The sequence below is a fragment of the uncultured Shewanella sp. genome, from assembly GCF_947495455.1.
In the GTDB taxonomy this organism is placed as follows: Bacteria; Pseudomonadota; Gammaproteobacteria; order Enterobacterales; family Shewanellaceae; genus Shewanella.
Genome location: NZ_CANLZC010000087.1, coordinates 1 through 25,748, shown reverse-complemented (window position 1 = coordinate 25,748; position 25,748 = coordinate 1). Strand labels below are relative to the sequence as shown.

The following is a 25,748-nucleotide window of genomic DNA, read 5'->3' as shown; positions in this document are numbered from 1 at the left end:
AATTTTATTCAATTTTTTAATATTAAATGGGTTACCTCACATTTTTGACACTCATTATCCCGAGTTCAGGTTAAATACCGGCATTTTTGATTTCAATGCGAGTGTTTAATAGTCTGTTATGATTAGAAAGAACAATTTAGAGAGGCAAAAATAGCGGTATTTAGCGGCAGAGTTTAGCTCGATAGAAATAAAGGTGAACAACGGGGAAAGAGAGGCGGGAAATAGGCAACATCACATTGCTGTTGATGTTGCCAATACTGATAGCTTACTGCTTACTTGCTGTAAGACGAAGCGATATTGTCGATACGATCATTGGCACGTTTGGCTTCAGCTTCTGCATTCATTGCCGCGGCTTTAGTGTCTCTCATGTCGGCAGCCATTTTTGCTTGATCAGATGACATTGCATTCACTTGCGCTGATAGTTGATCGACTTTATTGCTTAGCTTCTCCATATCACCCGTTGAGGCGCAACCACCGAGCATTACAGTCATAGCAACACCAGCTATCATCAGTACTTTTTTGTTCATTGGGAAATCCCTTCAGTCAGTTAATTTAAATTGAACAGTTATGAAACATAGCTGCAACAAGTTTAATTATGGCATGGCAAAACAAATTTGCTATGCCTTTTCGCTAGGTACTCTATACCTTAGACAATATCACTATAATTGCAAGCTTAGTGAGCGGAAATATAACTCGCCGTTACCTTGCCATACATAGGCTTAATAAATCATGAATGTTTGCTATTAATTATTAAATTTTTTGTTCAATCTGTGTTTTGCTTCTTTAATCGCTTTGACTCTTTCGATATCAAGTTGTTGTTTAATTGACGCGCCTTTGAACCCAGACTCAATAATAGGCTGAACTGAAACAGAAAGGGCAGACTGGTAGCAGTATTGTAAATATTGGGATTGAGGGTAATGGGTCTGTTCAAAGCCGGCTCTTCCTTTTGCATCAGCCTCACAAACGAGTGCGAGTTGAGTGACGCGTTCGGGTTTGCGCCAAAAATCGCCTTTATTAAAAATTTTAAGCAAGGTTTCAGCGCGAAGCTCGCTAATATTATGAATATTTTGATGTTGATCGCTCACTAATAAAGCTAAGTCTAAATAACGTTTGGGCACTCTCAGTCTGTTGCACAGGGCTTGAATAAGCGGCAGGCCTTTTTGCCCATGGCCATGATGTTTAGGCCAATGGGCTTTTGGACTTAATGCTTTTCCAAGATCATGTACCAAGGCGGCAAATCGAACCTCATTATCTTGACTAAGCAGACTTGCTTGCTCTAAAACCATGAGTGTATGGTGCCCGGTATCAATTTCTGGATGCCACTTTTCGGGTTGCGGCACACCAAAGAGTGCATCAATTTCAGGAAACAATACTTTAAGGGCTTGGCATTGTCTTAGAACCGCAATAAAAATATGAGGTGAATGGGTTGATAATGCATTATTCAATTCTTGATAAACACGCTCGGGTGTTAATGTGGCCAGCTCTTCACTGAGACTGAGTTTAGTCATTAAGGCTAAGGTTTCATCGGCAATGCGAAAGCCTTGTAAGTGATAGCGTGCGGCAAATCGAGCAACCCGTAAAACTCGCAGTGGATCTTCTACGAAAGCGGGTGAGACGTGTCTAAGCAGTTTGTTAGTTAAGTCTTCGACGCCACCATAGGGATCAATTAATGTACCAGAATCATCTTGAGCGATGGCATTAATGGTGAGATCTCGACGTAATAAATCTTGTTCCAGTGTCACATTTGATGCTGCATCACAATGGAATCCACCATAGCCAGAAGCGATTTTCTTCTCTGTGCGGGCTAAGGCATATTCTTGTTGGGTTTTAGGGTGTAAAAACACAGGAAAATCTTTACCGACTTGTTTATAGCCTAAACGTTGCATTTCTTCTGGGGTTGAGCCGACAACCACATAATCTTTGTCTTTAACGGGAAGGCCTAACAATGTGTCTCTGACGGCGCCGCCAACAAGGTATCTTTTCACAATAATGGATTTATATAACAAGAAATAATAATCAGCTTACCATGACACAGTGTGGGGTTAAAGGATGTCGCTAATCTTGTTGCTTTTTGCGAATAACGAGAGCTGTACGGGCAAGTTAATTTTGACAAAAATATCACTTGGCTTTACCTTGAACAGGACTTTTTATTGAGGATTTTTGCACGTTATGTACAAGGCTTTTTATGGACTCAGCGATAACCCTTTTTCGATCGCGCCTAACCCCCATTATTTGTTTCTCAGTGGTAGACACAGAGAAGCGCTAGCCCATTTGACTTATGGATTAGGTGAAACGGGGGGATTTGTACTGTTAACGGGTGAAGTGGGCACGGGAAAGACAACGGTTTCACGCAGTTTACTCAATCAATTGCCCGCTAATACGGATACTGCATTTATTCTCAATCCGTCATTGACGGAGCAGGAGCTATTAGCGACTTTGTGTGATGAGCTCAGTATCGTGTATACGGATAATCCCAGTATCAAACAACTAACGGATTTAATCAGTGGCTTTTTATTAAAAAACCACCAAGCCGAGCGTAACACGGTATTAATCATTGATGAGGCGCAACATTTACGCCCCGAAGTGCTAGAGCAGTTACGCTTATTAACGAATTTAGAAACCGATACTAAGAAGCTATTGCAAGTGATCCTCATTGGTCAGCCTGAACTACAACAATTGCTTAGACGGCAAGAACTGAGGCAATTGGCTCAAAGGATCACTGCCCGTTATCATTTATTGCCGTTAACATTAGAAGAAGTGGGCTTTTATGTGTTACATCGATTACAAGTGGCAGGCAGACAACAATTGCTGTTTAATCGAGGCGCCATTAAAGCGCTGCATCAATACAGTGGTGGTATTCCTAGGCTCATTAATCTGATTGCGGAACGTGCCTTAATGGCGGGTTTTGCCCACAGTCGCAGCATGATTGATGCAAAAATGGTGAAATCGGCTTATTTTGAGGTGTCTGGCGAAGCGGAAAAGAAAAAAACGGGTTTCTTCCCTTGGGTGGCGGGATTGGCATCGGTCAGTGTCTTTTCTGTGGTGTTTTATTGGTTTTATATGAATGACAGCATTAATCTTCCTCAACAGCAAGTTCATCTATCACAGCAGCAAGTTAAGGCAAGCCCAGTTGAGTTGCCAATTTTAACCCATGAGGCTGTAAATCAACCCGATCCTGAGAATAGGCTCTCGCAGCAAAGTGCTAAAAAGCTGCAGAATGTTAACAAAGAGACGCTTGCTGAGGCTAAGATAAATAAAGCCTCTTCAATGTTAACATCGGCGATAGCGCAGAGTCGCACTATTGCACCGGCTTATGCCAGTTTATTAGGGGCTTGGCAGAAAACCCCTTACATAGGCCTGACGGGATGCCAAGCGGCGAGCCTGCAAGGGTTAGCGTGTTTTCAATTACAAGGCGATTTATTCCAACTGTTAAAACTTAATTATCCTGCCATTGTTTATCTTATGGATGAAAATGACGAATTGTTTTATGCCACTTTGCTTGCATTTGATAGCGAACAAGTGTTATTGCAATTAAATGAACAGCAATTGTGGGTCAGTAAAAAATGGTTTAATCAACATTTTTCGGGCACCTATGAAGTTTTTGCTGAGGCGGCTTCCGCTCCCTTAGTGATTGATGAGAGAGCCTCAGTAAACCAATTACAATGGCTAGAAAATAGCTTAGCTTTAGTGTTAGATCGTCCACCACGTCTCGTGAGTGCTTTTGATAAGGGCTTAAAAGAGGAGCTGAAAACGTTTCAGCGGCAACATGGATTAAAAGCGGACGGCATTGCCGGTAGCCAAACCTTATCTCAGTTGAATTTGTATTTAAGCACTCATGGTCCCAGGTTAGGTGATAAAGCAGTGGGTAATCAAGGGGGACATTACTAATGTCAATTTTATTCGATGCGGTGACCCGTTCAAAGCAGCAAGAAGCGCATAGTGATCCTCTACTCACCCCAAGGTTGGATTTGTATGCCAAGCCACCTCGCTCACCTTTAGGGAAAAAAGTCATGCTTTTCGTTTTGATGATAGCCTTATCTGTTGTGCTTGCATGGGTTATGGTGCAAGCTGTGAATGAATTTATGGGAACTTCCGCGCCATCAAAGCTTGCTATCGTAGTAAATGATGAAGTGAGTCTGCCTAATAACACTTCTTTATCTATGGAAACTTCAAAGCTTGCTATTGCCGAGAATGATGAAGTGAGTGTGTCTAATAACACGTCATTACCTATTGAAAATAATCAAGAAAACAACCGCCTTGTTACTGACGTGAGCCAATCGACAAATGTCGCCATGGCGCCCGTCACCTTTGTGGGAAAGGCGACCTTACCTGTGCCTCAGGCACAGCCGCTTTCACAGGTTCAGCCTGCGACGAGAGTCGCGACTTTACTGCAAACTGATAATGTTGCAGACAGACAGCTTTCAAAGCAGGTAGAAAACTTGCCTGTGCCTGTTTCAGAAACGCCTCTGACAATTGCGGCTAAAAGTGAGGTTTCAGCGCAAGAACCTATTATTCTTGGGGCTAACAGCAATCAAAAAGGCCAAGACAGATTAGCGGCGTTAAAAAAAGAAGTGGCGAAAGCCGCATCTGAGGTGGGCCTGCAAGAAAAGTCCGCTCAGGTGCCTGCTCAACCTAAAGCTAAGCCATCACAAGTAACGGGATCTTATCAAGCACAAGCTAACAGCGTACCATCTAAGGCTGTGAACACAACTGATAATCAAGATAACGCATTACTGATTGCTCAGCTTCAAAAAGAGTTAAGGCAAGTTGAAAGAAAGCACGCACAAGAGGCCGATCCACAAACTTCGGATCAGAGATCCGCTGAATTTGACAATGTGCCTAAATATGGGCAATTACCTGCAGCAGTTCAGCGGCAAGTGCCAGAGTTTAATATCAATGGTCATGTGTATTCCACTAATGCTGAGAAGCGTTGGCTCAATGTCGATGGCATGGAATTACAGCAAGGTGATATGATCCAAGGCAAGTTGAAAATTATTGAAATACGGCCGCAAGATGTGGTGCTTGAGGTTTCGGGGAATAAATTCTCTGTACCAGCAGCTTAGGGGGGGAAGAAATACCTATCCGTATTTTAACGGGATCGCTTGCAGCGGGCTGAGGTCTTGGTTCGGCATTCACATTGTGGACTGGCTCTTAAGTTGAGCCCTTAAATTGCCTGCGGCAGGCTTATGTGTCGATGCCCCAGTAGCACGCTGTAAACCCGTCCGTGGGCGCTCTACGACTTCTTCCTTGAAGTCGAAGGCATACTGTTGCATCTACACTGTGTGTTAAAGCAAGGATAGTGGGTGGGCGCTTAAGTTTAGCCTTTAAGTTGAGGACTAAGCTTCGCTTAATGGAAAGCCGCTTAGTTTAATGAAGGTCGTGAGTTGCATTCGTAAATTGCCTGCGGCAGGCTAAAGTCGTGAGTGCTCACTCACACAGGGATTAGGAGGACTGCTCGTCCTAGGGATATCCCTATCCAAAGGCCAGCCAAACATCCGTATTTGTCGCTTAAAGCGGCCATTATTATGGCCTTCGCCCTCTAACAACTACCATAACGTCCGACGGAGTGATATGCATAAGTTTGCTGCTTTGTTCTGTCTTGAAGAAATAGCTAACATTTCCGATGCTACATCCCTATAGCCCGAAAATTAAACAGATATCCATATCTGTTTTACGCCATTTATTCAAACGAACTTCAGCCACTCCGATGGGACTCTCAAAGCAAAAGCAATAAAGCAGAGTGTTTCTTCGAATTAGCCTTTTGTTATTTAGAAGAGGTATTAATGAAACTTGTGAGCTAGATCAATGGTTTTAAAATACTATTAGTAATAATGGGCGATATTATAGTGAAAGGTATTATTGTAGGATAATTACCAGAATAAGATGAGTTTATTGGAAGTTGAAATATTTTATATTAGAAGAAATTTATTATGATTACTTTTCAAGATTGCCTTGATGTATAGCAGCTTACAACAGCAGATTACCGATCTAATATGAATACCATGAAAATTTTTTTTGTGAGCGTTATAACTTGTTTAATTTTTTGTATTTTGTTGCTATCTCTTGTTGTTTATCTTCCATCTCCTTCATTACTTACTTATGCTGGTTACGCAGATGCAGTAACAGTTGCAAATGTGAATGGAATTGATGATCCTTTTACTTCTCACTTGGTTGGTGAGCTTGTAAAAAGTGGGACTTTAATCAGTTTAAAAGACTTGTGGTCATTCCAGACAAGTTTTTATCAAACAATAATAATCTTTTTGATCGCAATAAATGGTTTAATTGTAGGTATTTCGGTTGTATATATAAAAAATACCTCTGATGAGAAAGTTGATCATATTACAAAAAATCATATTGATAGCAAAGCATTTCACCTTCTTGTTGAAGAGAAGGTTTCTAAGGCAAGTAAAAATACATTTAAACAAGCTCAAAAAGATTTTGATACTTCAGCGAAAGAGATTGATGAATCATTAGATAGGCTTAATATATTAGAGAATGATAACTCAACGTTACGTCAGCAAGTTAAAATAATTTCTAATCGAGTTGCAGAACTAGATACTTCTGAAAATGAAGGTAAAGATAATCAATTAATCATTAGGGGAGATTTAGATGGCGTTTGTCAGGAAATCTACAATAAAGCTTCAATCAACCGCTGAATTTGAAGAATTATCTACGCCTGAAAGTTTAATAGAACTTGCGGAAGAAAAAGGGTTAGAGACAAACCCTGTTAATGTCACTGCATTAGCAAGTATTCTAGGTATTGTTGTAAGGCATGAACCGATGAAAGGAGAGGAATCAGGTTCTTTGAAGAAAGAGAGAAAAACAGGAAATTGGATAATGACTGTGAACTCATTACATCATCCTCATCGCCAACGTTTCACTATAGCACATGAGATAGCTCATCGAATAAGACATGCTGCTAATTGTGATAGCTTTCAAGATACAACATTTTTTAGAAATGGCGATCGTAATTGGATGGAAACTGAAGCTAATAATTTTGCAGCAGCTTTATTAATGCCTGAACGATCTTTTTCAAATTATGTCAAAAATAACTCTTCTAAAGTAGAGGATATCGCTATGCATTTTCAAGTATCATCGCATGCTGTTCGAATTAGAGCTAAAGTTTTGGGATATGATGGACATAACTTATGAGTGATTTTGTATATTTTCCTATTATTAAAACACGAGATGCAGAATTAAGGTGTTTTAAGAATATTGATTCTGATGATTTTTCAAAAATCCTTCCTATTTATGAACTAACAAAATCGAGGAAGACTAAAGTAGCACCTGATGGCGACATATATCGCCGTATGAATCAAATTGCAACTATTCAAAATGGGCGTCCTTTTATTCTTGATTTAAGTACTGATAGCAAATATAGCAATCCACAAATTGAGCAGCTTTTATCAGAGCATAATGGTTTTAAAGAATGGCAGTATTTTTTATTTGATTTACATAGTGAATTGAATATTATACCAATGATTCATTTATATGAAGATAATAATGGTGAATTTTTTGATGTTAAGGAGTTTGTAAAAATAGCTTCTTCAAAAAAAAATTTTCTTGCGGTAAGGTTACCATTTGATTTGTCAGATAAAGAAGTCGAATATTATTTAGAACCAATAATAACTAGTCTTTGTGTTGAATGTAAGCTTTATGTTTTGCTGGATGGTGGCTTTATTAGAGATAAAAACCCTGTTGATGTAGTTGATACCTTCTTAGATGCCTGTGCAGGTATTACGAAATTTAATAGCAAAATTGAAGATGTGGTTATGTTATGTACAAGTTTTCCATCAAATGTGGCTAAAGAAGGCGGCGAAGATATTTGTGGAAGCTTTTGTATTAGTGAAGAACAAATTTATCAAGGTATAAGTGAAGAATTTCCAATTAAATATGGAGATTATGCATCTATTAATACTGAGCAGATTGAAATGAAAGGTGGAACATTTGTACCTCGTATTGATATTGCTTCATTAGATGGTAATTCATTCAGCTATAAGAGGTATAGAAGAAATAATGGTAGCTATATTAAATGTGCTAGCAGTACTATTTTAGATGAAAAGTCATATAAACCATTGGGAGTGTGGGCTGATCAGGAAATTAAGTTTGCAGCAGATGGAAAACCTTCAGGAATAAGTCCATCATTTTGGATTTCAGTTAGAATGAGTTATTACATAAAAAGCAGAATTAAATTACGGGAATTATTTCTTCTTTAATAGTGATGGAGCTTTCTTAGTAATAGTATAAATATCATCCGAATTTAAATGTTTGGTGGTTTCTTGTTTCAAAAGTATAGAAGTTACAGAGTATTTCTCATTAAAGTATTCTCTTGATAGTTTCCTTAATAGCTCTAAAGGGTAATGTTTTGAAACATGCTTACACAATTCATATTTAGATTTTAATTTTTTGTTTTTGGATAATCGTGAAAGATTTTTAATATTTAGTGAGTTAGCTATGACTGATTTGTCATGACGTTTGATTAGTTTTGATTTTCTAATGTGAGTAATTCCTTTATCATCAGCTAACAGTATACCTATATCCTTTGGTAAAGCAGCTCTAATTTCGGATAAATTATTTGGTTCACAAACAACAAAACAAAAGTCAAAAAACTTTTTGTAACTGTTAATTTGGTAACTTAATCGATTTATTGTGTCGCGAGAGCTTTTAATTTCAAATGCAGTCAATGAGTTGGTTTCTAATAAGGCTAGGTCAGCTCTTCGTTTACCAAATTCAAAGGAAAATTCAGAACTAATTACAAAATTATGTGAGTTTTCCAGTAAGTGTCTTACTAAGATTATTTTTATTTCTAATTCTGTCATTGATTTATTTTTATGTATAAATATACAGTATTATTAATTATATATTTGCTTATAGCAAGTAAAACTTAAGTCTTCTTTTTATTTAATATTAACAAACTAAAATTAAAGCAGTATATTGGTTTTTCTGCTGTATTGTTTACTTTTACTCACCATAGAAATTGCCGAAATATTTTATCAGTCATTACGTGAGCGAGGTTCGGATGCCAAGATAGCCTTAGTTGAATCAGGGATGATGAATTTAAGGCGATAGCAATGACTTTTAATAAATAATGAGGCGCTTAACTTCGCAGGAGCAGTAGGGTGATCCAAGAGGGAATTGCTGTTGATCCCCTTTACCCCAGTGTGGATGGGGATCCACGACCTTAGCCTACGGCAGGAATCGATACAATTGAAGCTATGTTATCCAAAGCCACTGGATCAATACCTGATACATTCAACACTTGATAAAATAATAAAAGTGAAGTCCCACTCCTATTAACAATAGGAGTGGGACTTCATGAGCTCAACTTTGCCACTTGTATCTTGAGGTGACTAAAGTTTAAGAGGAAAAGGCTTAAGAATAAAAATGATACGCCAAATACAGAGTGAGGCTATAACCTATGCTATAGCAAAGGAGTAGGGCGGGGACGTAGCGTAAATAACTGACAAAGGTGAGCTCTTTGACTTTTGTCATGGCAATGATCCCTGCGGCTGAGCCGATGACCAAGAGTGAGCCACCCACACCGACAGCATAGGTTAAACTCAGCCATTCGGGCGTATTTAAAATCGGATCGGCTTTTAATAATGCGGCAGTTAAAGGGACATTATCCAGTAAGGCCGAGCCAATGCCGGTAATAAAATTGGAGATATTGGGATCAAATTGAGTATAGGCTTGTGCCAGTAAATCAAGAGTGCCAATTTCTTTGAGCATGCCCACAAGGAGTAAAATCCCCAAAAAGAACAGCAGAGTGTCATATTCGATTTGGCGGACATATTCTAAGATTCGGCTTTCTTCTTTGTTGCTGCGGAAAATATGGCCAATTAAAAACATGATAGATAGGCCGGTTAAAAAAGTCAGTACAGGTGGAATGGCATAAAGCACATTTAGGGCCATAGTGGCTAAGATAGTGCTAAAGAAGATGATGGCGATAATAATATCTACGGCTTGGTATTGATGCTTAACCGGAGTGGTATTGACTTGTCCTGTTGATTTCAATGAAAAGATAATGGCCAGTAGCATGACACTTATCATAGATGGAATAGAGAGCATTAGCAATTCAGAGATTTTGACATGACCTTCTAAGAAGATCATTAAGGTAGTGACATCCCCTGTGATCAAGGCCACTCCTCCCGAGTTGACCGCAAAAATAATCAATACCGCCATACGTAAGCGTACTTTGGCTTCGAGCTTAAAAGTGGTCAGCAGCCCTAGGGAGACCAGAGTTGATGTCACATTGTCACAAAATGAAGAGAGCACCAGTGAAAATAGGGCCACTAAAATCATCAGTAAACGCACGGATAATTGCTGGGGAAAGATTTTTTGCACTAAGCCTTGAATAAGGCCTTTGGCATTGAGATAAGCCACAAAGGTCATGGTCGACATTAAAAATAGCCAGAGTGTGGCAATTTCCAATAAATTGTCATTGAGTTGCTCAGACACTAAGTGTTGCTGAGTCGGAGTTTTCGCACAAATGAATAAGGTGACCCAAGAAATACAGCCTAAAAATAATGTGGTTTTGGCTTTATTGATATGAGTGACTTCTTCAAAAATTATACTAAGCAGTGCAAGGACGGCTAAAGAGATCAAGAAAAAAGACAGCATGGTGGCATTCCAACAGTGATAAATGGCATTTTTGATAAAGAAAAGTGGATTTCAATTGCAATGATAATGCTAAGGCAATTTGGGATAGGATCTCACCATAGCTGCTCACACTTGGCAAGAAAAAATAGCAAAAATAACTTTATTTTCAGAGTGTTAAAACACTGTTAGCTAATGGCGGTGAAAGGTTGATAAAAAATGAATAAAAGATGAATAAAAGATGAATAGGATAAGCGTTTTTGAGAAGATTTAAAGGCTTATCCTATTTGATTGTCAATATGCTTTATTGGGCCATCGAGGCGAGAACGCGATCCGCTGCCGCTAACGTGACTGCAATGGCTTCATCATCATGGGCCATAGACAAAAAGCTGGCTTCATAGGCGCTCGGAGCCAGATAAATCCCTTCTTCAAGCATGCCATGGTAGAAAGCCTGAAAATGTTCAAGGTTACATTGAGTCACTTGCTCAAAACGGGTAATGCTTTGCTCTTTGGTGAAAAAGAAGCCAAACATGCCGCCAACCGAGTTAATGGTCATGGGAATACCGTGTTTATCCGCTAGCGTTTTAAAGCCTTGTGCCACTTGTAGTGTTTTTTCACTGAGCTTTTCATACAAGCCTTCTTCACACAAAGCCTTCATTTGCGCCAGTCCGGCTGCCATGGCGATGGGATTACCTGATAGCGTACCCGCTTGGTAGACAGGGCCTGTTGGTGCGATATATTGCATGATCTCTTTACGGCCACCAAATGCGCCGACAGGCATGCCGCCGCCAATGACTTTGCCTAAGGTGGTTAAATCTGGTGTTACGCCATAATATCCTTGAGCACCGGTTTTCGACACGCGAAAGCCTGTCATGACTTCATCAATGACTAATAAGGCACCGTACTCATCACATATTGCTCTTAAGCCTTGTAAAAAACCCTCAACAGGTGGAATGCAATTCATATTGCCTGCCACGGGTTCTAAAATAATGCAGGCTATGTCTTTGGGATACTGCTCAAAAAAAGCGTTAACAGAGTCGAGATCGTTATACACGGCGGTGAGAGTGTGTTTAGCAAAATCTTCAGGCACCCCTGGCGAGCTTGGTTGGCCTAAGGTGAGGGCACCAGATCCGGCTTTGACTAAAAGGCAGTCGGCATGGCCATGGTAGCAGCCTTCAAATTTGACAATTTTATCTCTATGGGTAAACCCTCGAGCTAAGCGAATGGCGCTCATGGTGGCTTCTGTTCCGGAGCTCACCATGCGAACTTGTTCAATAGAGGGCATCATATCAATGACTTTTTCAGCCATTTGTATTTCAAGCTCAGTAGGCGCACCAAAAGATAAGCCATTATCAACTGCATCAAGAACGGCTTGGCGAATGCTTGGGTGATTATGCCCTAAAATCATCGGGCCCCAAGATCCCACATAATCAATATAGGCTTTGCCATCAGCATCATAAATATAAGCACCATCGGCTTTTTCAATAAAACGAGGGGATCCTCCTACGCCATTAAATGCGCGAACAGGGGAATTTACACCACCTGGAATGCTGTGCTTTGCTTGAGCAAAAAGCGTATCAGAACGTGTCATGTGTCATCCTTACAAAAAATCATGAAATAAAAGGGGTGACTGACAGAATATTGTCTGCCAGTTAAAAATGGGCTTTACGTGAATACCAATTAACGGGGCATTCATGTTGTTTGAGTTGTTTGTCTACGCCCAGAGTGAGTGCAAACAGTGCCATGCGAATAAGCAGTCCATTATCGGCTTGTCTGAAAATGGCCAAATTAGGGTGGCTATTCAGATCGTTATCTAATTCATTAGCGGCTGCGCGGGAATCTCTGGGTAATGGGTGCATAATCACAGTATTGGATTTACAGTGCTGAGTATAAATGCCTTTATTTAATCGAAATTTACCTCGGTATTTATTGGCTTCTTCCTGTGAAGGAAAGCGCTCTTCTTGAATGCGAGTCAGATAAAGAATGTCGGCTTGGTCTAAATGGCCTTCAAGTTGATCTGTGACTTGTATGCTGTGGCCTGCTTTTTCAATATCTGCAAGCACAGTCTCAGGCATTGAGAGTTCTTTAGGAGATACAAGGGTAAACGTGACATTGCGATACATACATAATAAACGCGATAAAGAATGCACAGTACGGCCAAAGCGTAAATCACCGACCATGGCGATATGTAGCCCATTGATTTCTCTGCCACCTGAGGCCAGTTCTTTTTGAATGGTAAATAAGTCCAGCAAGGCTTGAGTGGGATGCTCATTGGTACCATCTCCGCCATTGATCACAGGTACGCGGCTGCCCTGTGCAAATTCTTGGACGGAAAAAGGGTCGGGATGACGCATGGCAATGACATCTGAATAGGTGGATAACACGCGAGCGGTATCGTATAAGGATTCGCCTTTTGATAAAGAAGAGGAAGCCATTCCCGTGGTTTCACGTACATGTCCGCCCAATAAATTAAAGGCGCAACCGAAGCTCACACGGGTGCGAGTGCTTGGCTCAAAAAATAAATTACCTAAGACGGCGCCGTCCAGAACACGTGTGCGTTTTTGCCTTAAGGCATAAGGGGTCATTTGGCTGGCAACATCAAATATAGTGTCTATGGCATGTAAGTCGAGCTGGTTTACTGAGAGGATATGGGATCCTTGAAACTGAGTCATCAGCCTGTTTCCAATGTTATAGGGTTATGTTGTCCGTTTGCGTGCTTTAACACTTAAAGAGAAACATAATGCCCAAAGTTGAAGAAAGTAGAGTCGAGTTTGGCTGAGGCGCGATGATACCAGAAACAGCACAGAAAGTTAACAGGGTTTATTGAATGGGACAATCTGGATAAAGGGAGGGTCTTATCAAGGGGATGGCTTGTATGAGTAAATAGGCCACGATGAGATCGTGGCCTCAATGCCCGTGAAATGGCATTCACTTAGCAGTGAATATTAACTTTGTTTGCCTGTTATAGCTGACCAAAAAGCATTGGCACCACTAGCAATGTTACGTGCGCCGCCAGCCATTAAGTTGAGTGGATTATATGAATATTTTTCTTGAGATTTCGAGCTTGATTCTGATTTTACAGGAATACTAGGCTCTCCCACCATGAGGTCATATTCCATTTCCAAGTGAGGACTTTCAGCATGAACAGTTTGATGTGGAATTGGATTTTGTTTAGCCAATTGAGCTTGTAATGGGCTATATTCGATGGCTTTAGGAGCGGCCTTGACTATGGGTTGAGTTTGTTCAAAATTTTCAACAGGGTTTTTTTGTTCCCATTTGCTCATGAGTTTGTCGACCATTTTTTGAATCCAAGATTCAGGTTTAAGTTTTCCTTCTAGAGTTTGAATACTTTCTAGTACTTGATCATGGTATAATATTTTGGCTTCTTGATGACTTAAAACTGCATGTTCTGTAGGCACATAGACTACAGCTCTATCTAGTTCTTCTGCTGATAAGTTACGGACATCAATTGGCTCTAAGGCATTGGGAATACTTTGCTGTTTTACTGGTGCTAAAAGATCGAGAATAGCAATCACTGTTGCATCATCTTCATTGGCTAACGCAGCATTTAACGCTAATTCTAAGACAGGTCTTGGTAACGTCTCTTCAGTATTGTTTTGTTTAGCAATTTGGTACGCTTGTGTAGCTGCATTTTGCAAGGTATTAAATCTGTGACTGTCTACTTCTGATTTATTTTGCAAATCTTGTAAAATATCACAGGCAGCTTTAGCTGCTAAATCGGGTTCACAATTAATTTCAGGTTTACTGGCAATTTTTATTAGAAAATTAATACTATGATTGTCACTGTTGAAGGCATTTTCACGCAAAGATGCTAGTAATCCACCGACTTCTTTTTGCATGCTTTCATTATCATTAAAAGGTTTTGATATGATTGAATCATGTTGATTTTGAAGACTCAAATCTTCTGACATGACAGTATTAATATTGCCTGATGCGATAGTTGGGATAGTCATTGTTTTTCCAATGTAAAAAAGGGTAATAATTATTGATATATTATGAAAAGCTTTAGTCGTTATCTTCCAAATATGATGATAGATGGCTTTAAGTGGTCTAACTAGTTTTATTGGTGGATAAAAAATAAAACTTTTGCGAGTAATTTTAATTAACTTTAGTCTAGTATTTACATTATAAGAGGTGATGATTAATTAAATCATTATGTGTTATTTTTTAAGAAAGAAGCAAACCAAGTCGATAGCTTTTCTGATAATGACCTTGTTTCTGTCTGTGTATTAGATGATATTTCGGTATCCATTTTAATCTCATCATGAGTGATTACCATGGCATTTTCAGAAAAGGGATCATTGGAAGTTGATGCTGTATTGATTAGGCTTGGGTCGTGCAAATGAGCGCTTGATAGGCGAGATTGCCACTGCTGAGAAGTGATGGATATTGCTGATGAATAGGTGCTTTCAATATCAGGTTTAGGAATAAAAATAGGATTATTCACATCCCATTTATGGATGAGTTTTTCCATGACACTATCGCTGAAGTAGGTTGTTTTTCTGATAGTTTGAAGAAAATCAATAAATTCATGACGGGTTTGAGATAGAGGATCTATGTTTTGAAAGTGAGGCGTTAAATGGGCAGTGCTAGCTTGATTGTCGTTATTAAGTGGTTGATAAGGATTTAGTTTAGAATCTTCCTTGTTCATGTGAGTATTATCCATAATATGATTTCCATTTTCTTTTAAAGTGTTATTGGTGAGATCATCGAGTGATTGACTTTCGGTGTTTGATATAACGATGAAGCCTTTTTCTTCAGTCATTGAAACTGGAGTGGAGGCGAGTGGGCTGGTTTCCAGTGTTTGTTCACTCGTTAAATTGGATTGTTTTTGTAATACTTGAATTAAATTAAATATGTCTTGGTTACTTGCATTACCGCTTGTTAGCATTATGTCTATTAATACTTTTAGCATATCAGTAGGTAATTGACATAATTGTGGTGAACGATGATTAATTTCATTTAAGCGGCATTGTTGATAAAAACTTTCACAATGAAGGTTAAAAATATCTGCTTCATGAGAGCCCTTTTGCGTATCTTCTTTTATTTCTAATAATGCTTGAGTGGCAAAGTGACCGATTGCATCGCGTCGACTTGTTAATGTTAATAGTAAATCGATACAGGGGTACTCACCTTGTTTTGCAAAGTGCTTAAGCTCATTTAATCTTGTGTTTAACCCTAAATGATGACATTGCTCTTTTGATATATACTCTTCACTAAAAAGTGAATCAAATTGATTAATACTTTCTTTATTGTGGGGGATTTCGACATTATGCAGATAGCTTGTTTTGCTTGGGGAAATAAGAGTCATTGAAATCACCTAAATTTCAAGAAGGGTATTAACAATATAGGTTCAATATAGGGCTAATACGCTTCTATTAAAATGTAGAGATAATCAATAATATTGAGTTTCTCTTACCGTAGTGAAAAGTAGTATTAATGGGTTATTTATTTTTAGTGAGCATATCTCTGTAATACTGACTTTGAGACTGAAAAGTATTATCGCTATCAAGCCTATTGGTACTTGAACTTAAGTCTTTATGTGTGTTGTTTAAAATTAAGTCAGTAAGAGGCGTTTTTGATATATCGGAGCCAAAGGTACGGGTTAATGCGAGATGAGCGGCTTTTGTTTCACCCGTTTGGTTTGCGGTATTACAGGTTTGATTTAAGGTTTGAACAGCCTGCAGCATACTTTTACTGCTCATATCAAGGTTAATTGGCTTTGGCTCTAAACTGGCTAATATGTGTTGAGCTTGCTGGGCTTGTTCACCAGAAAGTGAAGAGAGTTCATATAACTTCATCATGCTGCTAGGAAGGCCTTTTTCACCGCCTTCTCTGAGTTCTCGCAATGTTTCATGATCTTGTGACCTTGATTTAACCGATTCCATTTGATTATCACTTGAATTGTCATAAGTTGAATTATTGATATAAAATGATGAAGGTTGGATTGTATTGCTCATATTTGACTCCGAGTAATGCGACCGGTAGGTTCAATCCAGCCTATTGTAATTTATCATACTAAAAAAATTTTTCTGTTAGTGTCTATAGTCTCATGAATATGGTGATAAGAATATAAAATAGTACAAGCAGCTGTGAGAAACTGGTCTAATCAGTTTATATCTGCTCGGTTTTTATCTCTGATTGTAAGTCTTCCCAAGAAATGACGCCGACGATTTCTTGGTTGCTTTGATCAATAACACAGACATGACCTTGTCTTTGTATTGAGAGTAATTGATAGACTTCACATAAGGTACAAGTATCGGGTAACCCCTTTATTTTCCTTTTGATTAATCTTTTTTCAGTATGACTTGTGTGCAATTTAAGCTCCACTATTTCAACATTATTTTGTTGGTCATAAGTCAAAATGGGCTGGCCTAGTTGTTCATTTAAGGCTTGAAGTAAATGAGTATTGTCATTTTTTACTAAGGTAAAATTTTTGTTCATAATGGCTCTGACACCCACCTTTTGTAATCCCAAATTAATGGCCGTCACTTTATAGCCCAGTTTCATAATCTCAAGTTGCTTGAAAAAAATGGATTTTGTTTTAAATAATTGATGTGAGATAAGAAATGCCGGTATGATGACAAACATGGAAGGTAAAATGATAGCGGTATTATCGCTAAGTTCAATGAGGGCGACCAATGCTGCCAAGGGGGCGCTTAAACACACTCCCATCATAGCTGTCATGCCTATAATGGCATAAAGGCCAATAAAAGGGGCTATAGAAGGAAACCATTGTTGAAAAAAGACAGCAATCATTGCTCCAAGCAAGGCACCAATACCATAGAGTGGTCCTATTAATCCACCAGGGATCCCAAGTCCAATAGCGATAACGGTGGCAAAAATTTTGCCGATTAATATGGCGCCTAATAATAAAATGCTGGGATTAGCCTGTATGGCCTCACTGATTGCGTGTTCGTTACTGCCAATGGCTTGTGGTAAAAATAACCCTATGATGCTAGTGAGTATACCTGCAATCATTAATCGTTGTAAGAGTGGCCATTTGTGAGATTTTTCGGTTAATGCGAGCAATGCAAAATTAAAAAGAGCAGCAATACCGCCTAATATCAAGCCAGAGATAGCAAGCACTGGGTATTGAGATAATGGAATTTTCATCACACTGATTTGATCGAAAGCATGAATATTACCAAATACCAACCGACTCGATAATGCGCCGCAGATGGCGGATATGGTGATGGGAAAAAAATAGTGGATCTTGTATTCTCGTAAAATCACTTCTAGTACAAAAATCACAGCGGCAAGTGGAGCATTAAAGATGGCTGAAATCCCCGCTGCTATGCCGCTAGCACACATAATACGCACACTATTATCTGGCAATTTAAGTTTCTCGGCTAATACGCTGGCACTGACGGCGCCTAAGTGAATGGCTGGCCCTTCTCGGCCTACAGAAAATTGCGATGCTAGAGCAAAAAGTGCTTGAAAAAATTGTGCAGGAGCCGAAGCGAGAGGTATTTTACCATAGTGAAGCTTAACCCTGTGTAATACATAGGCAATTCCCATTCGTTTATAACGTTTAGAGCCCATTTTTGCTATTATCCAAATTAACAATGCACCAAAAATGGGTAATAATACTCGCCAGTCGCCAATCAGATGCGTAAAATTGAATTGCTGGTTTTGTGTGAAACTGTCAAGCCATACGAGTAGTGATCGAAAAATGACAATAACCGTTGAGGCAATAAGAGCAAAAATTAATGCCAGCAAGCAAAGCTGAACACTGACTTTGGCTTGTGAAAGTGTGTCTTTTAAAGTTGTTTTAACATTCTTATTCCATGTAGTGGATTGTTTTTTGTTGGACAATGGCACAAATATATCCTGATTTATGTGACTCAATTTAATGAGTGTATGAGTGCAAATGGCACAGAGAGGTTGTAGCTTAATGTCAAATTATTATCGCTGGCTGGATCGCCTGCAAGCAATGGAACGAAAATTCTATTCATCTAGAGTTAACTTACTATTGTTATTAGTGGTTGTTTTTATTCTAGGTGGTATAGCATTTAATGCTATCATGCCTTTAGTTAATATGAAGACGAATGATACTGTACGAAGTGTAAGCGGTGAACTCACAAAAGTGCAAGTGTTAAATCAACAACTCGCGGCGAGAAAACTTGAGTTAAGTATTGCACATCAAACAAATGATGACATGAAAGCCATGTTTGAAGCACAGCATGTTAAACAAAAAGAACTAGAAAGAGAGTTGGCTTTTTATCGCAGTATTATGTCGCCTGAAAGTAATGCTGATGGTGTTGTGATCAATGGTTTTGAATTATTGAAAGGTTTATTACCTGAACAATATCGTATTAAATTAGTGCTGACACAATTACAAGATAAAAAACAAGCTTTAAAAGGAAGCGTTAACATCACTTTTATTGGTTTATCGAAAGGGAAGCCAAAGACAATCAGTTTAAGTGAGTTATCTAAGACGCCATTTCAATTCCAATTCCGCTACTTTCAAGTGTTAGAAACCGCTGTTAGTTTTCCTAAAGATTTTTCTTTATCTCGTATCAAAGTGAAAGTTGATGTACCTAAAGGACGTTGGTCTAAGGGATCTGAAACAGAGAAAGAATATACCTTGAAAGAATTACAACTAGAAGAAAAAGAGGTGAATGGAATACTTGATCAAAGTAGTCAGGCATTAGATAATCTTACACAGTAAACCGTTTTATGAGGTCGTCATGACAGAAGAAACAGAAGATACGTTGCCCATTAGTTTTACTGATGCTGCCGCTTCGAAAGTAAAAGTGTTGCTCGATGAAGAAGAGAATGAAGCGTTAAAGCTTCGTGTTTATGTGACCGGTGGTGGGTGCTCTGGTTTTCAATATGGTTTCACTTTTGATGAAAAAGTGAATGAAGGTGATTTTATAGTAGAAAAACAGGGTGTTAAGCTTGTTGTTGATCCAATGAGCCTTCAATATTTGATGGGGGGGGAAGTGGATTATACCTCTGGTTTAGAAGGTTCTCGCTTTTTTGTGAAAAACCCTAATGCGACGACCACTTGTGGTTGTGGTGCCAGTTTTTCTGTGTAATCCTCAAAGGAAGCTTCACCCTCATTCTATTCAGTTATTAGGCAAGTATGGTATTCAGGCATGTAAAGATGACTGAATATCGATACTTGTGTTTAATGCTATTAGCAGACCTAATTGATAATATTTAAGTTTATTTGTTGTTTAAAGTAAGCACTGACCTTTTGGCTAAAGGCTAAGTAAACTTGGAGTATGGCGATTATGCTACTGCCAATCCATAACAATAAGTAGAAAAGCGGTGAGTGACCCGAAAGTAAGGGCATGTTTGGCAAGAAAGCGCCAATATTGGTTCCTTGAAAGTGGAGTATAGGAAGGCAACTGAGTGTGAGTAATACTATGGCGCTGTATAAGCGTAACATGATTAAACCGGCTTTTTGTCTTCCTATGGATGCAAGGATGATAAGTAGCAGTAAAATGGCGATTAATATCCCTTGTTGAAACTGAAACCCTATTATTGTGGGTAGTGCGATTAAAATGAGCAATAACAGCAGTCGTTTAGGTAAGGGTGGGCGTTTTTCTGTTTTATTGGTGTCTTTGGCCATTGATTGTATCCATAGCGCCATAAAGTCTGTTGTTGGAAGTCGATATGATGGGTATTGACTCAATTTTATAAAATCAGAGTAATACCCATTGGTTTTTTGAGTAGATAATATTCGTGATTAATGCTGTTGTTTAGGCAACAATCTCGCTTCTAATTCAAAAGGTGGAATGACGACACCTAAATCATCGTGAACTGGAAACACGGCAACATATAATTCATCATCTTGCATGCCGGGAACCCAACGTTCTATCCACTCTTTTAAAGGTATGGCTAACGGTTGGCAGTCTTTCCAATCATCAACAGCCCAAAGCGCAGCGGCTTCTTCAGAAGGCCACATTGGAATGCAATCTTCTTCATCGGTGGTTAGCATAACACAGCCATTGACATCTTGTAATGTCCAAAGGTTTTGCTGATCTTTTACTTGTTTGACTAAAAAGTCATAACGCGCCTCAGGGGTTAATTGTGTGACTTGTTTTAAGCTTTTTTCATTCGTGCTCATGTTAACATTCTCATATTGTAGATAAAGCTTAAATAGACAAAGATGCCAAGGCTATTATCGGTTGGAATAGAGTGGAATATCATGGCGATCATAACACTTCGCTTACTGATGAAGAAGAGGCTTAGGGGGACAATTATTGAGGATATCTATTTTGCACAGTACTTTCCTCCCAAAACTGCAGCTTGGCTTGCTCCTGTTACTGCGGGTAAATTACCTGGTAACCCATATTCATAACGCATAGCTAACCAAGCAAAAGCTATGCTTTCAACCCATTGTGGAGAAATACCCAGTTTTTCGGTGGTGTGGATTTGGTAATGGGGTAATTGCTGTGAGAGTCGGTGTATTAAATGCGTATTATAGGCGCCTCCACCGCAGACAAAAAGTTCACCGTTTTCAGATAAAGCAAGAATATCTCTGGCAATACTGATGCAGGTGAGATCCAGTAAAGTCGATTGAATATCGGCTTCTTCTAAGTGGATATAGTTGGTTAACTGTTGTTCAAGCCATGAATAACTGAATAATTCTCTTCCCGTACTTTTTGGGGAACTTAGCGAAAAGTAGGGGTGAGACAGTAATTGTTTGAGCATTTCTGGACAGCTTGTCCCTGTTGCAGCCCAATGGCCAGCTTTGTCATAAGGTTCTTGTTTGACCCGTTGGATCCATGCATCCATTAAGGTATTACCCGGTCCAGTATCAAAACCTAGCACTTGATGTTCATCACCGGGTAAAAAAGTAATATTGGCAATGCCGCCAATATTGAGGATGATCCGTTTCTGGTTAGGCTTTGAAAAGACAGATTGATGAAATGCTGGAACCAGTGGTGCGCCTTGACCGCCTAAAGCAATATCTTTTCCTCTAAAGTCGGCAATGACATCGATTCCCGTTTCAGAGGCGATAGTATTAGGATCGCCCACCTGAAGGCTAAAACCCATGTTTAGGTTCGGCATATGTCGAATGGTTTGTCCGTGACTGCCGATGGCGATGACTTGTTCTTTTTTGACCCCAGATAAGGTGAGTAAGGCATTTACTGCTTTTGCAAAAAGTTTGCCCATCGTGCGATCGATTTGTCCGAGTCGATTGATTTCATCATGTTCAGGCGAGCAGAGTTTATTTAAATCTTTAAAGACCTTTTCTGGCATAGGTTCTTGATATGACGCAATGAGCGTGGGAATATCACCATGAAACTTAACCAGTACGGCATCAATTGCATCCATACTTGTGCCAGACATAAGGCCGATAAAATAGCTTTTATTCATTTATGCAATACTCTGTTATAGGAATGCTTGGTTAATAGGGTTATTCTCTATAGGCTAATTGGACTTGTTTATTTTGTTCAAGTGTAGCCATAACTTCTTTACTTAGAGATAGAAATTGTGCTTTTTCTTGCTCTGCTATGGGTTTTGATTTTGGTAAATTAATGGTTCTTGGGTTTCTGTGTACGCCATTAACAATAAATTCATAATGTAAATGTGGGCCTGTGATGCGGCCCGTTGCACCGAGTGTGCCTATTATATCACCTTGTTTAACGACTTGACCTGTCTTTACCTTGCGCTTTTGTAAGTGTAAATATTTGGTGGTGTAAGTATCGTTATGTTTGATAAACACATAATTACCATTGTATTTGTTATAGGAAGCTTTAATGACTCTTCCATTACCAGCAGCTTTGATCGGGGTGCCTATTGCGGCCACATAATCTACGCCTCGGTGGGCTTTAATTTGACCTGTTACAGGGTGTAAGCGCTTTGGATTAAAACGAGAGCTGACATATTTGAAGTCTACAGGAGAGCGTAAAAAGTCTTTTTTCATACTGCGACCTGTTTCAGAATAATACTGACCATCGGTATAGCGAATGGCGGTATAGCGTTCACCTTGATTGATAAATTCTGCGGCTAGAATATGCCCATTATCTAAAAAGCGTCCTTCAGCGAATTTTTTCTCATATAGAATCGAGAAGCTGTCTCCTTTACGAAGATCCAATGCAAAGTCAATATCCCAACCGAACAAGGTGGCTAATTGCATAATTTGATTTGGGGTGAGTGAAGCATCAATGCCAGCATTCCAAAAGTTGCTCTCAATGGTTGCAGATGCGAAGCTCTGGTTATATTCAATGGTTTTACTCGTTATATTTTCAGTGTATCCTTTTTCATCTCTATTGATGATCAGTGTATTAATAGGATCTAAGTGGTACTGCAATTGAGCAAATTGGCCATCAGCATTTTTACTAATGCTGATTTCTTCGCCAGGTAAAATTTTAAGTAGATTGGCTTTAGCCTTTGGTAATAAAGTGATGTCATACACATCTTTAGCGCTTAAACCTGCACGTTTAAAAAGTGAGGCTAATGTATCGCCTTTTTTCACTTTAAACGCTTTGCCATGATACTTAGGTGTTACCAAGGTAGGTTTTACTGTAGTGAGTGTCGTGTTTTGCTGAAGTGGAATTAATGCCTTGTTTGAGTCACTGTTCTTTGAGTCAGTGAGTGAAGGGCTTATTTGGATCGGATCCTCATGACTAATCATGTTGTTTTTTTTATGAATGTCGACAGGGTAACGCGTAAGTAAAGCATATTCGCTTTGATTTGTGGCTCTTTCTTGATCTTTTTTGTCATCTGCCGATAAAAAAATAGTGACAAAGAGTAAACTGCACGTTAAGCCACCAATGGCTCTTTGGTGAAACCTTGGCAATAAATTAAATAATGTAATGAACTTTCCCATTGAGATTAAACCTAATTCTATCCCTACTCGCTTATTCCCTTAGTTTACACTCTTTCAATTATGCTGGCTAACAAGTAACATATATCAATAGTATATTTATCATTAGAGTAATTGCTGAAATGGCTGATATAGCACATGCATTAGCAGAGATTAAACGCGGTACTGAAGAAGTTTTACTTGAAGCCGATCTGTTGGAAAAGTTAAAAGAAGAGCGTCCATTAAGAATCAAACTAGGTTGTGATCCTACTGCACCGGATATTCATCTCGGTCATACAGTGATTTTAAATAAGTTGAGAACTTTTCAAGATTTAGGTCACGAAGTTATCTTTTTAATTGGTGATTTTACGGGAATGGTGGGCGATCCTAGTGGTAAAAATAGTACTCGTCCAGCATTGACGCGTGAGCAAGTGAAAGCCAATGCTCAAACCTATATTGAGCAAGTTTATAAAATATTGGATGCCGATAAGACTCGCATCGAATTTAATTCAGACTGGTTAGAGCCTTTAGGCGCGGCGGGAATGATCAGGCTTGCTTCTCAGCAAACGGTTGCCAGAATGATGGAGCGTGATGATTTTAAAAAACGCTATGCTTCAGGTCAATCCATTGCCATTCATGAATTTATGTACCCGCTTTTGCAAGGTTATGACTCAGTCGCATTAAAAGCAGATGTTGAGTTAGGGGGAACAGATCAAAAGTTTAATTTATTAATGGGACGTGAATTACAAAAATCTGATGGGCAAAAACCACAAACTGTTATCATGATGCCATTATTAGAAGGACTTGATGGTGTTAAGAAAATGTCCAAGTCGGCGAATAATTACATTGGCGTTAATGATCCTGCTGAAGAAATGTTTGGAAAAATTATGTCTATTAGTGATGAGCTAATGTGGCGTTATTTTGAATTGTTATCTTTCCGTCCCCTAAGTGATATCGAGCAATTAAAGCAGAATGTTGAACAAGGACAGAATCCTCGAGATGTGAAAATTGCATTCGCCAAAGAAATTATTGCTCGTTTTCATGACGAGGAGTCAGCGGAAGCGGCACACCAAGCTTTCATTCAACGTTTTCAAAAAGGTGCAATTCCTGATGATATTCCTGAATTTGAGATGGTGATCGGTGAGGGAATTGGCATTGCGAATGTACTAAAGGACGCCGGCTTAGTGAGTTCAACGTCAGATGCAATGCGTATGATAAAGCAAGGTGCGGTTAAACTGGATAGTGAAAAAGTCACAGATACGCGATTGCAGTTCACTACTGAAATATCAGGTGTTTTTCAGGTTGGCAAAAGGAAGTTTGCAAAAATTTCTTTAAAATAAATGCGTGTTTGAATAAGGTTTAATGGGAATATCCATTAAACCTTATTCAATATTCAGGCTTAATGAGCAAAGTTTTTTGTTGAGATGAGTTTGTATAAGGATTTTTTCATAGCATGGCCTAGCGCTAAAATCAGCTAAACGTCAGCGCTTTTAAACCATTATGCTTGATCGCATTTAATTTCAATATGTTAGTTTTGATGACAAAAAACGCAATACTTAAACACCTATTGAATGGCAAGTTGATCAGACATGGTCTGATAATCTAATAAATCTTGATGTTCTTTTATTCTTTGTTTTTTTACATCGAGTGTTAACATGGTAACACTTGGGATTGCTAAGTTTATGATTTTACCTGGCTTGCCAAAAAGATCACCTGGGCCTTTATAATAGTAATTGCCAATCATAACGACGAGGGAGCCTGAGTTAAACATATGATCAATATTAAACTTATATTCGAGCACACCTTGTTGAACTCGTTTTAAAAAATAAAGGATATTTTCTCTGCCGATATATTTCCGATTGGCTGTTTTATCAAAAAAAATACTATCGCGGTTATAATAGCGGTTTAATGTTTTAAACTTTTGATGGGTGAGGGCATCCATATAGTCAACAGCCATCGCCTGCTCTGCTGGCATAGCACTATCATTGGCTTTGGCCGATAAGATCACAAAAGTCAGTAAGATAAAAAGAATGTTCAATAAGATTCTTTTGTTGAAAAATGTTTTCATTGTTATTTTTATGTTTCTTGCTTATATTGATGATGTATTTTTATTTGTCTTAAAGTTGTTTTTTTCGAGTGCTTTTAAATGAATGTTAAGTGCGTCAACCGAAATTCTAATTTCAATGACAGACAGTATTAATGAATACAAAAGTAATAATAAGCTACAGCCAAAAATCATTGAGCCGATATGATTCAATCCTGCATAAATAAAAATCATGCATAAAACCTTAGGTGTCCCCTTATATAAAGCAGCCACATCAAGGGTTTTGAGGTAAAATACTCCAAACAACCATAATAAGCT

At 38.8% G+C, this 25,748-nt stretch carries 24 protein-coding genes; 8 read left to right on the top strand and 16 right to left on the bottom strand.

Annotation, left to right across the window (positions count from 1 at the left end; genetic code table 11):
• Positions 1–272: 272 nt before the first annotated feature.
• Together Q0791_RS18770 and Q0791_RS18765 are read right to left on the bottom strand one after the other, a co-directional pair.
• Positions 273–527 (bottom strand): Lpp/OprI family alanine-zipper lipoprotein, encoded by a 255-nt coding sequence (locus Q0791_RS18770; protein ID WP_299009733.1) that lies wholly within the window; start codon positions 525–527, stop codon positions 273–275.
• A 216-nt stretch (positions 528–743) separates the two neighbouring features.
• The gene (locus Q0791_RS18765; RefSeq protein WP_299009730.1) at positions 744–1,985 is read right to left on the bottom strand and encodes a multifunctional CCA addition/repair protein; all 1,242 of its coding nucleotides are present in this window, start codon (positions 1,983–1,985) and stop codon (positions 744–746) included.
• 184 nt (positions 1,986–2,169) lie between these two features.
• Between Q0791_RS18765 and Q0791_RS18760 the strand changes: the two genes are divergently transcribed.
• The 5 genes from Q0791_RS18760 (at position 2,170) to Q0791_RS18740 (ending at position 8,216) form a co-directional block, all read left to right on the top strand.
• Positions 2,170–3,888 carry an AAA family ATPase gene (locus Q0791_RS18760; protein WP_299009727.1) on the top strand — a complete coding sequence of 573 codons (1,719 nt, stop codon included), beginning with the start codon at positions 2,170–2,172 and terminating at the stop codon, positions 3,886–3,888.
• Positions 3,888–5,063 carry a general secretion pathway protein GspB gene (locus tag Q0791_RS18755; RefSeq protein WP_299009725.1) on the top strand — a complete coding sequence of 392 codons (1,176 nt, stop codon included), beginning with the start codon at positions 3,888–3,890 and terminating at the stop codon, positions 5,061–5,063. The genes Q0791_RS18760 and Q0791_RS18755 overlap by 1 nt, the downstream gene beginning before the upstream one ends.
• 939 nt (positions 5,064–6,002) lie before the next feature.
• Positions 6,003–6,656 carry a hypothetical protein gene (locus Q0791_RS18750; RefSeq protein WP_299009723.1) on the top strand — a complete coding sequence of 218 codons (654 nt, stop codon included), beginning with the start codon at positions 6,003–6,005 and terminating at the stop codon, positions 6,654–6,656.
• Positions 6,610–7,152, top strand: coding sequence for an ImmA/IrrE family metallo-endopeptidase (locus tag Q0791_RS18745; RefSeq protein ID WP_299009719.1), 543 nt, complete (start codon positions 6,610–6,612; stop codon positions 7,150–7,152). The genes Q0791_RS18750 and Q0791_RS18745 overlap by 47 nt, the downstream gene beginning before the upstream one ends.
• Positions 7,149–8,216, top strand: a complete 1,068-nt coding sequence (locus Q0791_RS18740; RefSeq protein ID WP_299009717.1) for a hypothetical protein — start codon at positions 7,149–7,151, stop codon at positions 8,214–8,216. Before Q0791_RS18745 ends, Q0791_RS18740 begins: the two co-directional genes overlap by 4 nt.
• Here the strand turns inward: Q0791_RS18740 and Q0791_RS18735 are convergent.
• The 8 genes from Q0791_RS18735 to Q0791_RS18700 form a co-directional block, all read right to left on the bottom strand.
• Positions 8,202–8,819, bottom strand: coding sequence for an MmcB family DNA repair protein (locus Q0791_RS18735; protein ID WP_299009716.1), 618 nt, complete (start codon positions 8,817–8,819; stop codon positions 8,202–8,204). The two genes, Q0791_RS18740 and Q0791_RS18735, sit on opposite strands and share 15 nt — an antisense overlap.
• A gap of 553 nt (positions 8,820–9,372) precedes the next feature.
• On the bottom strand, positions 9,373–10,620 hold the full coding sequence (gene nhaD / locus Q0791_RS18730; RefSeq protein WP_299009714.1) for a sodium:proton antiporter NhaD: 1,248 nt from the start codon (positions 10,618–10,620) through the stop codon (positions 9,373–9,375).
• Positions 10,621–10,900: 280 nt separating this feature from the next.
• Positions 10,901–12,187 (bottom strand): glutamate-1-semialdehyde 2,1-aminomutase, encoded by a 1,287-nt coding sequence (gene hemL / locus Q0791_RS18725; protein ID WP_299009711.1) that lies wholly within the window; start codon positions 12,185–12,187, stop codon positions 10,901–10,903.
• Positions 12,188–12,248: 61 nt separating this feature from the next.
• Positions 12,249–13,268: an aspartate carbamoyltransferase gene (locus Q0791_RS18720; protein WP_299009708.1), complete on the bottom strand. Its 1,020-nt coding sequence runs from the start codon at positions 13,266–13,268 to the stop codon at positions 12,249–12,251.
• A gap of 273 nt (positions 13,269–13,541) precedes the next feature.
• Positions 13,542–14,570 carry a hypothetical protein gene (locus tag Q0791_RS18715; RefSeq protein ID WP_299009705.1) on the bottom strand — a complete coding sequence of 343 codons (1,029 nt, stop codon included), beginning with the start codon at positions 14,568–14,570 and terminating at the stop codon, positions 13,542–13,544.
• Positions 14,571–14,770: 200 nt separating this feature from the next.
• Positions 14,771–15,928 carry a hypothetical protein gene (locus tag Q0791_RS18710; RefSeq protein WP_299009702.1) on the bottom strand — a complete coding sequence of 386 codons (1,158 nt, stop codon included), beginning with the start codon at positions 15,926–15,928 and terminating at the stop codon, positions 14,771–14,773.
• Positions 15,929–16,061: 133 nt separating this feature from the next.
• The gene (locus tag Q0791_RS18705) at positions 16,062–16,577 is read right to left on the bottom strand and encodes a hypothetical protein (RefSeq protein ID WP_299009699.1); all 516 of its coding nucleotides are present in this window, start codon (positions 16,575–16,577) and stop codon (positions 16,062–16,064) included.
• A gap of 154 nt (positions 16,578–16,731) precedes the next feature.
• The gene (locus Q0791_RS18700; RefSeq protein WP_299009696.1) at positions 16,732–18,441 is read right to left on the bottom strand and encodes a chloride channel protein; all 1,710 of its coding nucleotides are present in this window, start codon (positions 18,439–18,441) and stop codon (positions 16,732–16,734) included.
• A gap of 49 nt (positions 18,442–18,490) precedes the next feature.
• Here Q0791_RS18700 and Q0791_RS18695 point away from each other — a divergent pair, with 49 nt between their 5' ends.
• A complete protein-coding gene (locus tag Q0791_RS18695; protein ID WP_299009693.1) occupies positions 18,491–19,291 on the top strand; it encodes a DUF6776 family protein in 801 nt (266 codons plus the stop codon).
• A 19-nt stretch (positions 19,292–19,310) separates the two neighbouring features.
• Positions 19,311–19,661: an iron-sulfur cluster insertion protein ErpA gene (gene erpA / locus Q0791_RS18690; protein ID WP_299009691.1), complete on the top strand. Its 351-nt coding sequence runs from the start codon at positions 19,311–19,313 to the stop codon at positions 19,659–19,661.
• A 110-nt stretch (positions 19,662–19,771) separates the two neighbouring features.
• On the opposite strand, the gene Q0791_RS18685 is transcribed toward erpA, so the two are convergent.
• The 4 genes from Q0791_RS18685 to Q0791_RS18670 all read right to left on the bottom strand — a co-directional run bounded on the left by Q0791_RS18685 (position 19,772) and on the right by Q0791_RS18670 (position 23,410).
• The gene (locus Q0791_RS18685) at positions 19,772–20,200 is read right to left on the bottom strand and encodes a hypothetical protein (RefSeq protein WP_299009689.1); all 429 of its coding nucleotides are present in this window, start codon (positions 20,198–20,200) and stop codon (positions 19,772–19,774) included.
• 117 nt (positions 20,201–20,317) lie between these two features.
• Complete coding sequence (locus Q0791_RS18680; protein WP_299009686.1) at positions 20,318–20,698, bottom strand: DUF2750 domain-containing protein; 381 nt, start codon at positions 20,696–20,698, stop codon at positions 20,318–20,320.
• Between the two features lie 146 nt (positions 20,699–20,844).
• Entirely contained in the window at positions 20,845–21,954 is a 1,110-nt protein-coding gene (locus Q0791_RS18675) for an anhydro-N-acetylmuramic acid kinase (protein ID WP_299009683.1), read from the bottom strand.
• A 40-nt stretch (positions 21,955–21,994) separates the two neighbouring features.
• Positions 21,995–23,410: a peptidoglycan DD-metalloendopeptidase family protein gene (locus Q0791_RS18670; RefSeq protein WP_299009681.1), complete on the bottom strand. Its 1,416-nt coding sequence runs from the start codon at positions 23,408–23,410 to the stop codon at positions 21,995–21,997.
• 119 nt (positions 23,411–23,529) lie between these two features.
• On the opposite strand from Q0791_RS18670, the gene tyrS reads away from it, so the two are divergent.
• A complete protein-coding gene (gene tyrS / locus Q0791_RS18665) occupies positions 23,530–24,726 on the top strand; it encodes a tyrosine--tRNA ligase (protein WP_299009679.1) in 1,197 nt (398 codons plus the stop codon).
• Positions 24,727–24,950: 224 nt separating this feature from the next.
• On the opposite strand, the gene Q0791_RS18660 is transcribed toward tyrS, so the two are convergent.
• Together Q0791_RS18660 and Q0791_RS18655 are read right to left on the bottom strand one after the other, a co-directional pair.
• Complete coding sequence (locus tag Q0791_RS18660) at positions 24,951–25,361, bottom strand: ester cyclase (RefSeq protein ID WP_299009735.1); 411 nt, start codon at positions 25,359–25,361, stop codon at positions 24,951–24,953.
• A 114-nt stretch (positions 25,362–25,475) separates the two neighbouring features.
• Positions 25,476–25,748 (bottom strand): DUF2721 domain-containing protein (locus Q0791_RS18655; protein ID WP_299009676.1); only part of this gene is annotated, 273 nt, incomplete at its 5' end.

Excerpts from the sequence above, each read along its gene's own strand:
- Q0791_RS18685 (WP_299009689.1), bottom strand. The coding sequence starts at position 20,200 with ATGGCCAAAGACACCAATAAAACAGAAAAACGCCCACCCTTACCTAAA.
- Q0791_RS18705 (WP_299009699.1), bottom strand. The coding sequence starts at position 16,577 with ATGAGCAATACAATCCAACCTTCATCATTTTATATCAATAATTCAACT.
- Q0791_RS18745 (WP_299009719.1), top strand. The coding sequence starts at position 6,610 with ATGGCGTTTGTCAGGAAATCTACAATAAAGCTTCAATCAACCGCTGAA.
- hemL (WP_299009711.1), bottom strand. The coding sequence starts at position 12,187 with ATGACACGTTCTGATACGCTTTTTGCTCAAGCAAAGCACAGCATTCCA.
- erpA (WP_299009691.1), top strand. The coding sequence starts at position 19,311 with ATGACAGAAGAAACAGAAGATACGTTGCCCATTAGTTTTACTGATGCT.
- Q0791_RS18710 (WP_299009702.1), bottom strand. The coding sequence starts at position 15,928 with ATGACTCTTATTTCCCCAAGCAAAACAAGCTATCTGCATAATGTCGAA.
- nhaD (WP_299009714.1), bottom strand. The coding sequence starts at position 10,620 with ATGCTGTCTTTTTTCTTGATCTCTTTAGCCGTCCTTGCACTGCTTAGT.
- Q0791_RS18695 (WP_299009693.1), top strand. The coding sequence starts at position 18,491 with ATGGCACAGAGAGGTTGTAGCTTAATGTCAAATTATTATCGCTGGCTG.
- Q0791_RS18750 (WP_299009723.1), top strand. The coding sequence starts at position 6,003 with ATGAAAATTTTTTTTGTGAGCGTTATAACTTGTTTAATTTTTTGTATT.
- Q0791_RS18670 (WP_299009681.1), bottom strand. The coding sequence starts at position 23,410 with ATGGGAAAGTTCATTACATTATTTAATTTATTGCCAAGGTTTCACCAA.
- tyrS (WP_299009679.1), top strand. The coding sequence starts at position 23,530 with ATGGCTGATATAGCACATGCATTAGCAGAGATTAAACGCGGTACTGAA.
- Q0791_RS18680 (WP_299009686.1), bottom strand. The coding sequence starts at position 20,698 with ATGAGCACGAATGAAAAAAGCTTAAAACAAGTCACACAATTAACCCCT.
- Q0791_RS18755 (WP_299009725.1), top strand. The coding sequence starts at position 3,888 with ATGTCAATTTTATTCGATGCGGTGACCCGTTCAAAGCAGCAAGAAGCG.
- Q0791_RS18770 (WP_299009733.1), bottom strand. The coding sequence starts at position 527 with ATGAACAAAAAAGTACTGATGATAGCTGGTGTTGCTATGACTGTAATG.
- Q0791_RS18760 (WP_299009727.1), top strand. The coding sequence starts at position 2,170 with ATGTACAAGGCTTTTTATGGACTCAGCGATAACCCTTTTTCGATCGCG.
- Q0791_RS18735 (WP_299009716.1), bottom strand. The coding sequence starts at position 8,819 with ATGACAGAATTAGAAATAAAAATAATCTTAGTAAGACACTTACTGGAA.
- Q0791_RS18675 (WP_299009683.1), bottom strand. The coding sequence starts at position 21,954 with ATGAATAAAAGCTATTTTATCGGCCTTATGTCTGGCACAAGTATGGAT.
- Q0791_RS18660 (WP_299009735.1), bottom strand. The coding sequence starts at position 25,361 with ATGCCAGCAGAGCAGGCGATGGCTGTTGACTATATGGATGCCCTCACC.
- Q0791_RS18715 (WP_299009705.1), bottom strand. The coding sequence starts at position 14,570 with ATGACTATCCCAACTATCGCATCAGGCAATATTAATACTGTCATGTCA.
- Q0791_RS18740 (WP_299009717.1), top strand. The coding sequence starts at position 7,149 with ATGAGTGATTTTGTATATTTTCCTATTATTAAAACACGAGATGCAGAA.
- Q0791_RS18720 (WP_299009708.1), bottom strand. The coding sequence starts at position 13,268 with ATGACTCAGTTTCAAGGATCCCATATCCTCTCAGTAAACCAGCTCGAC.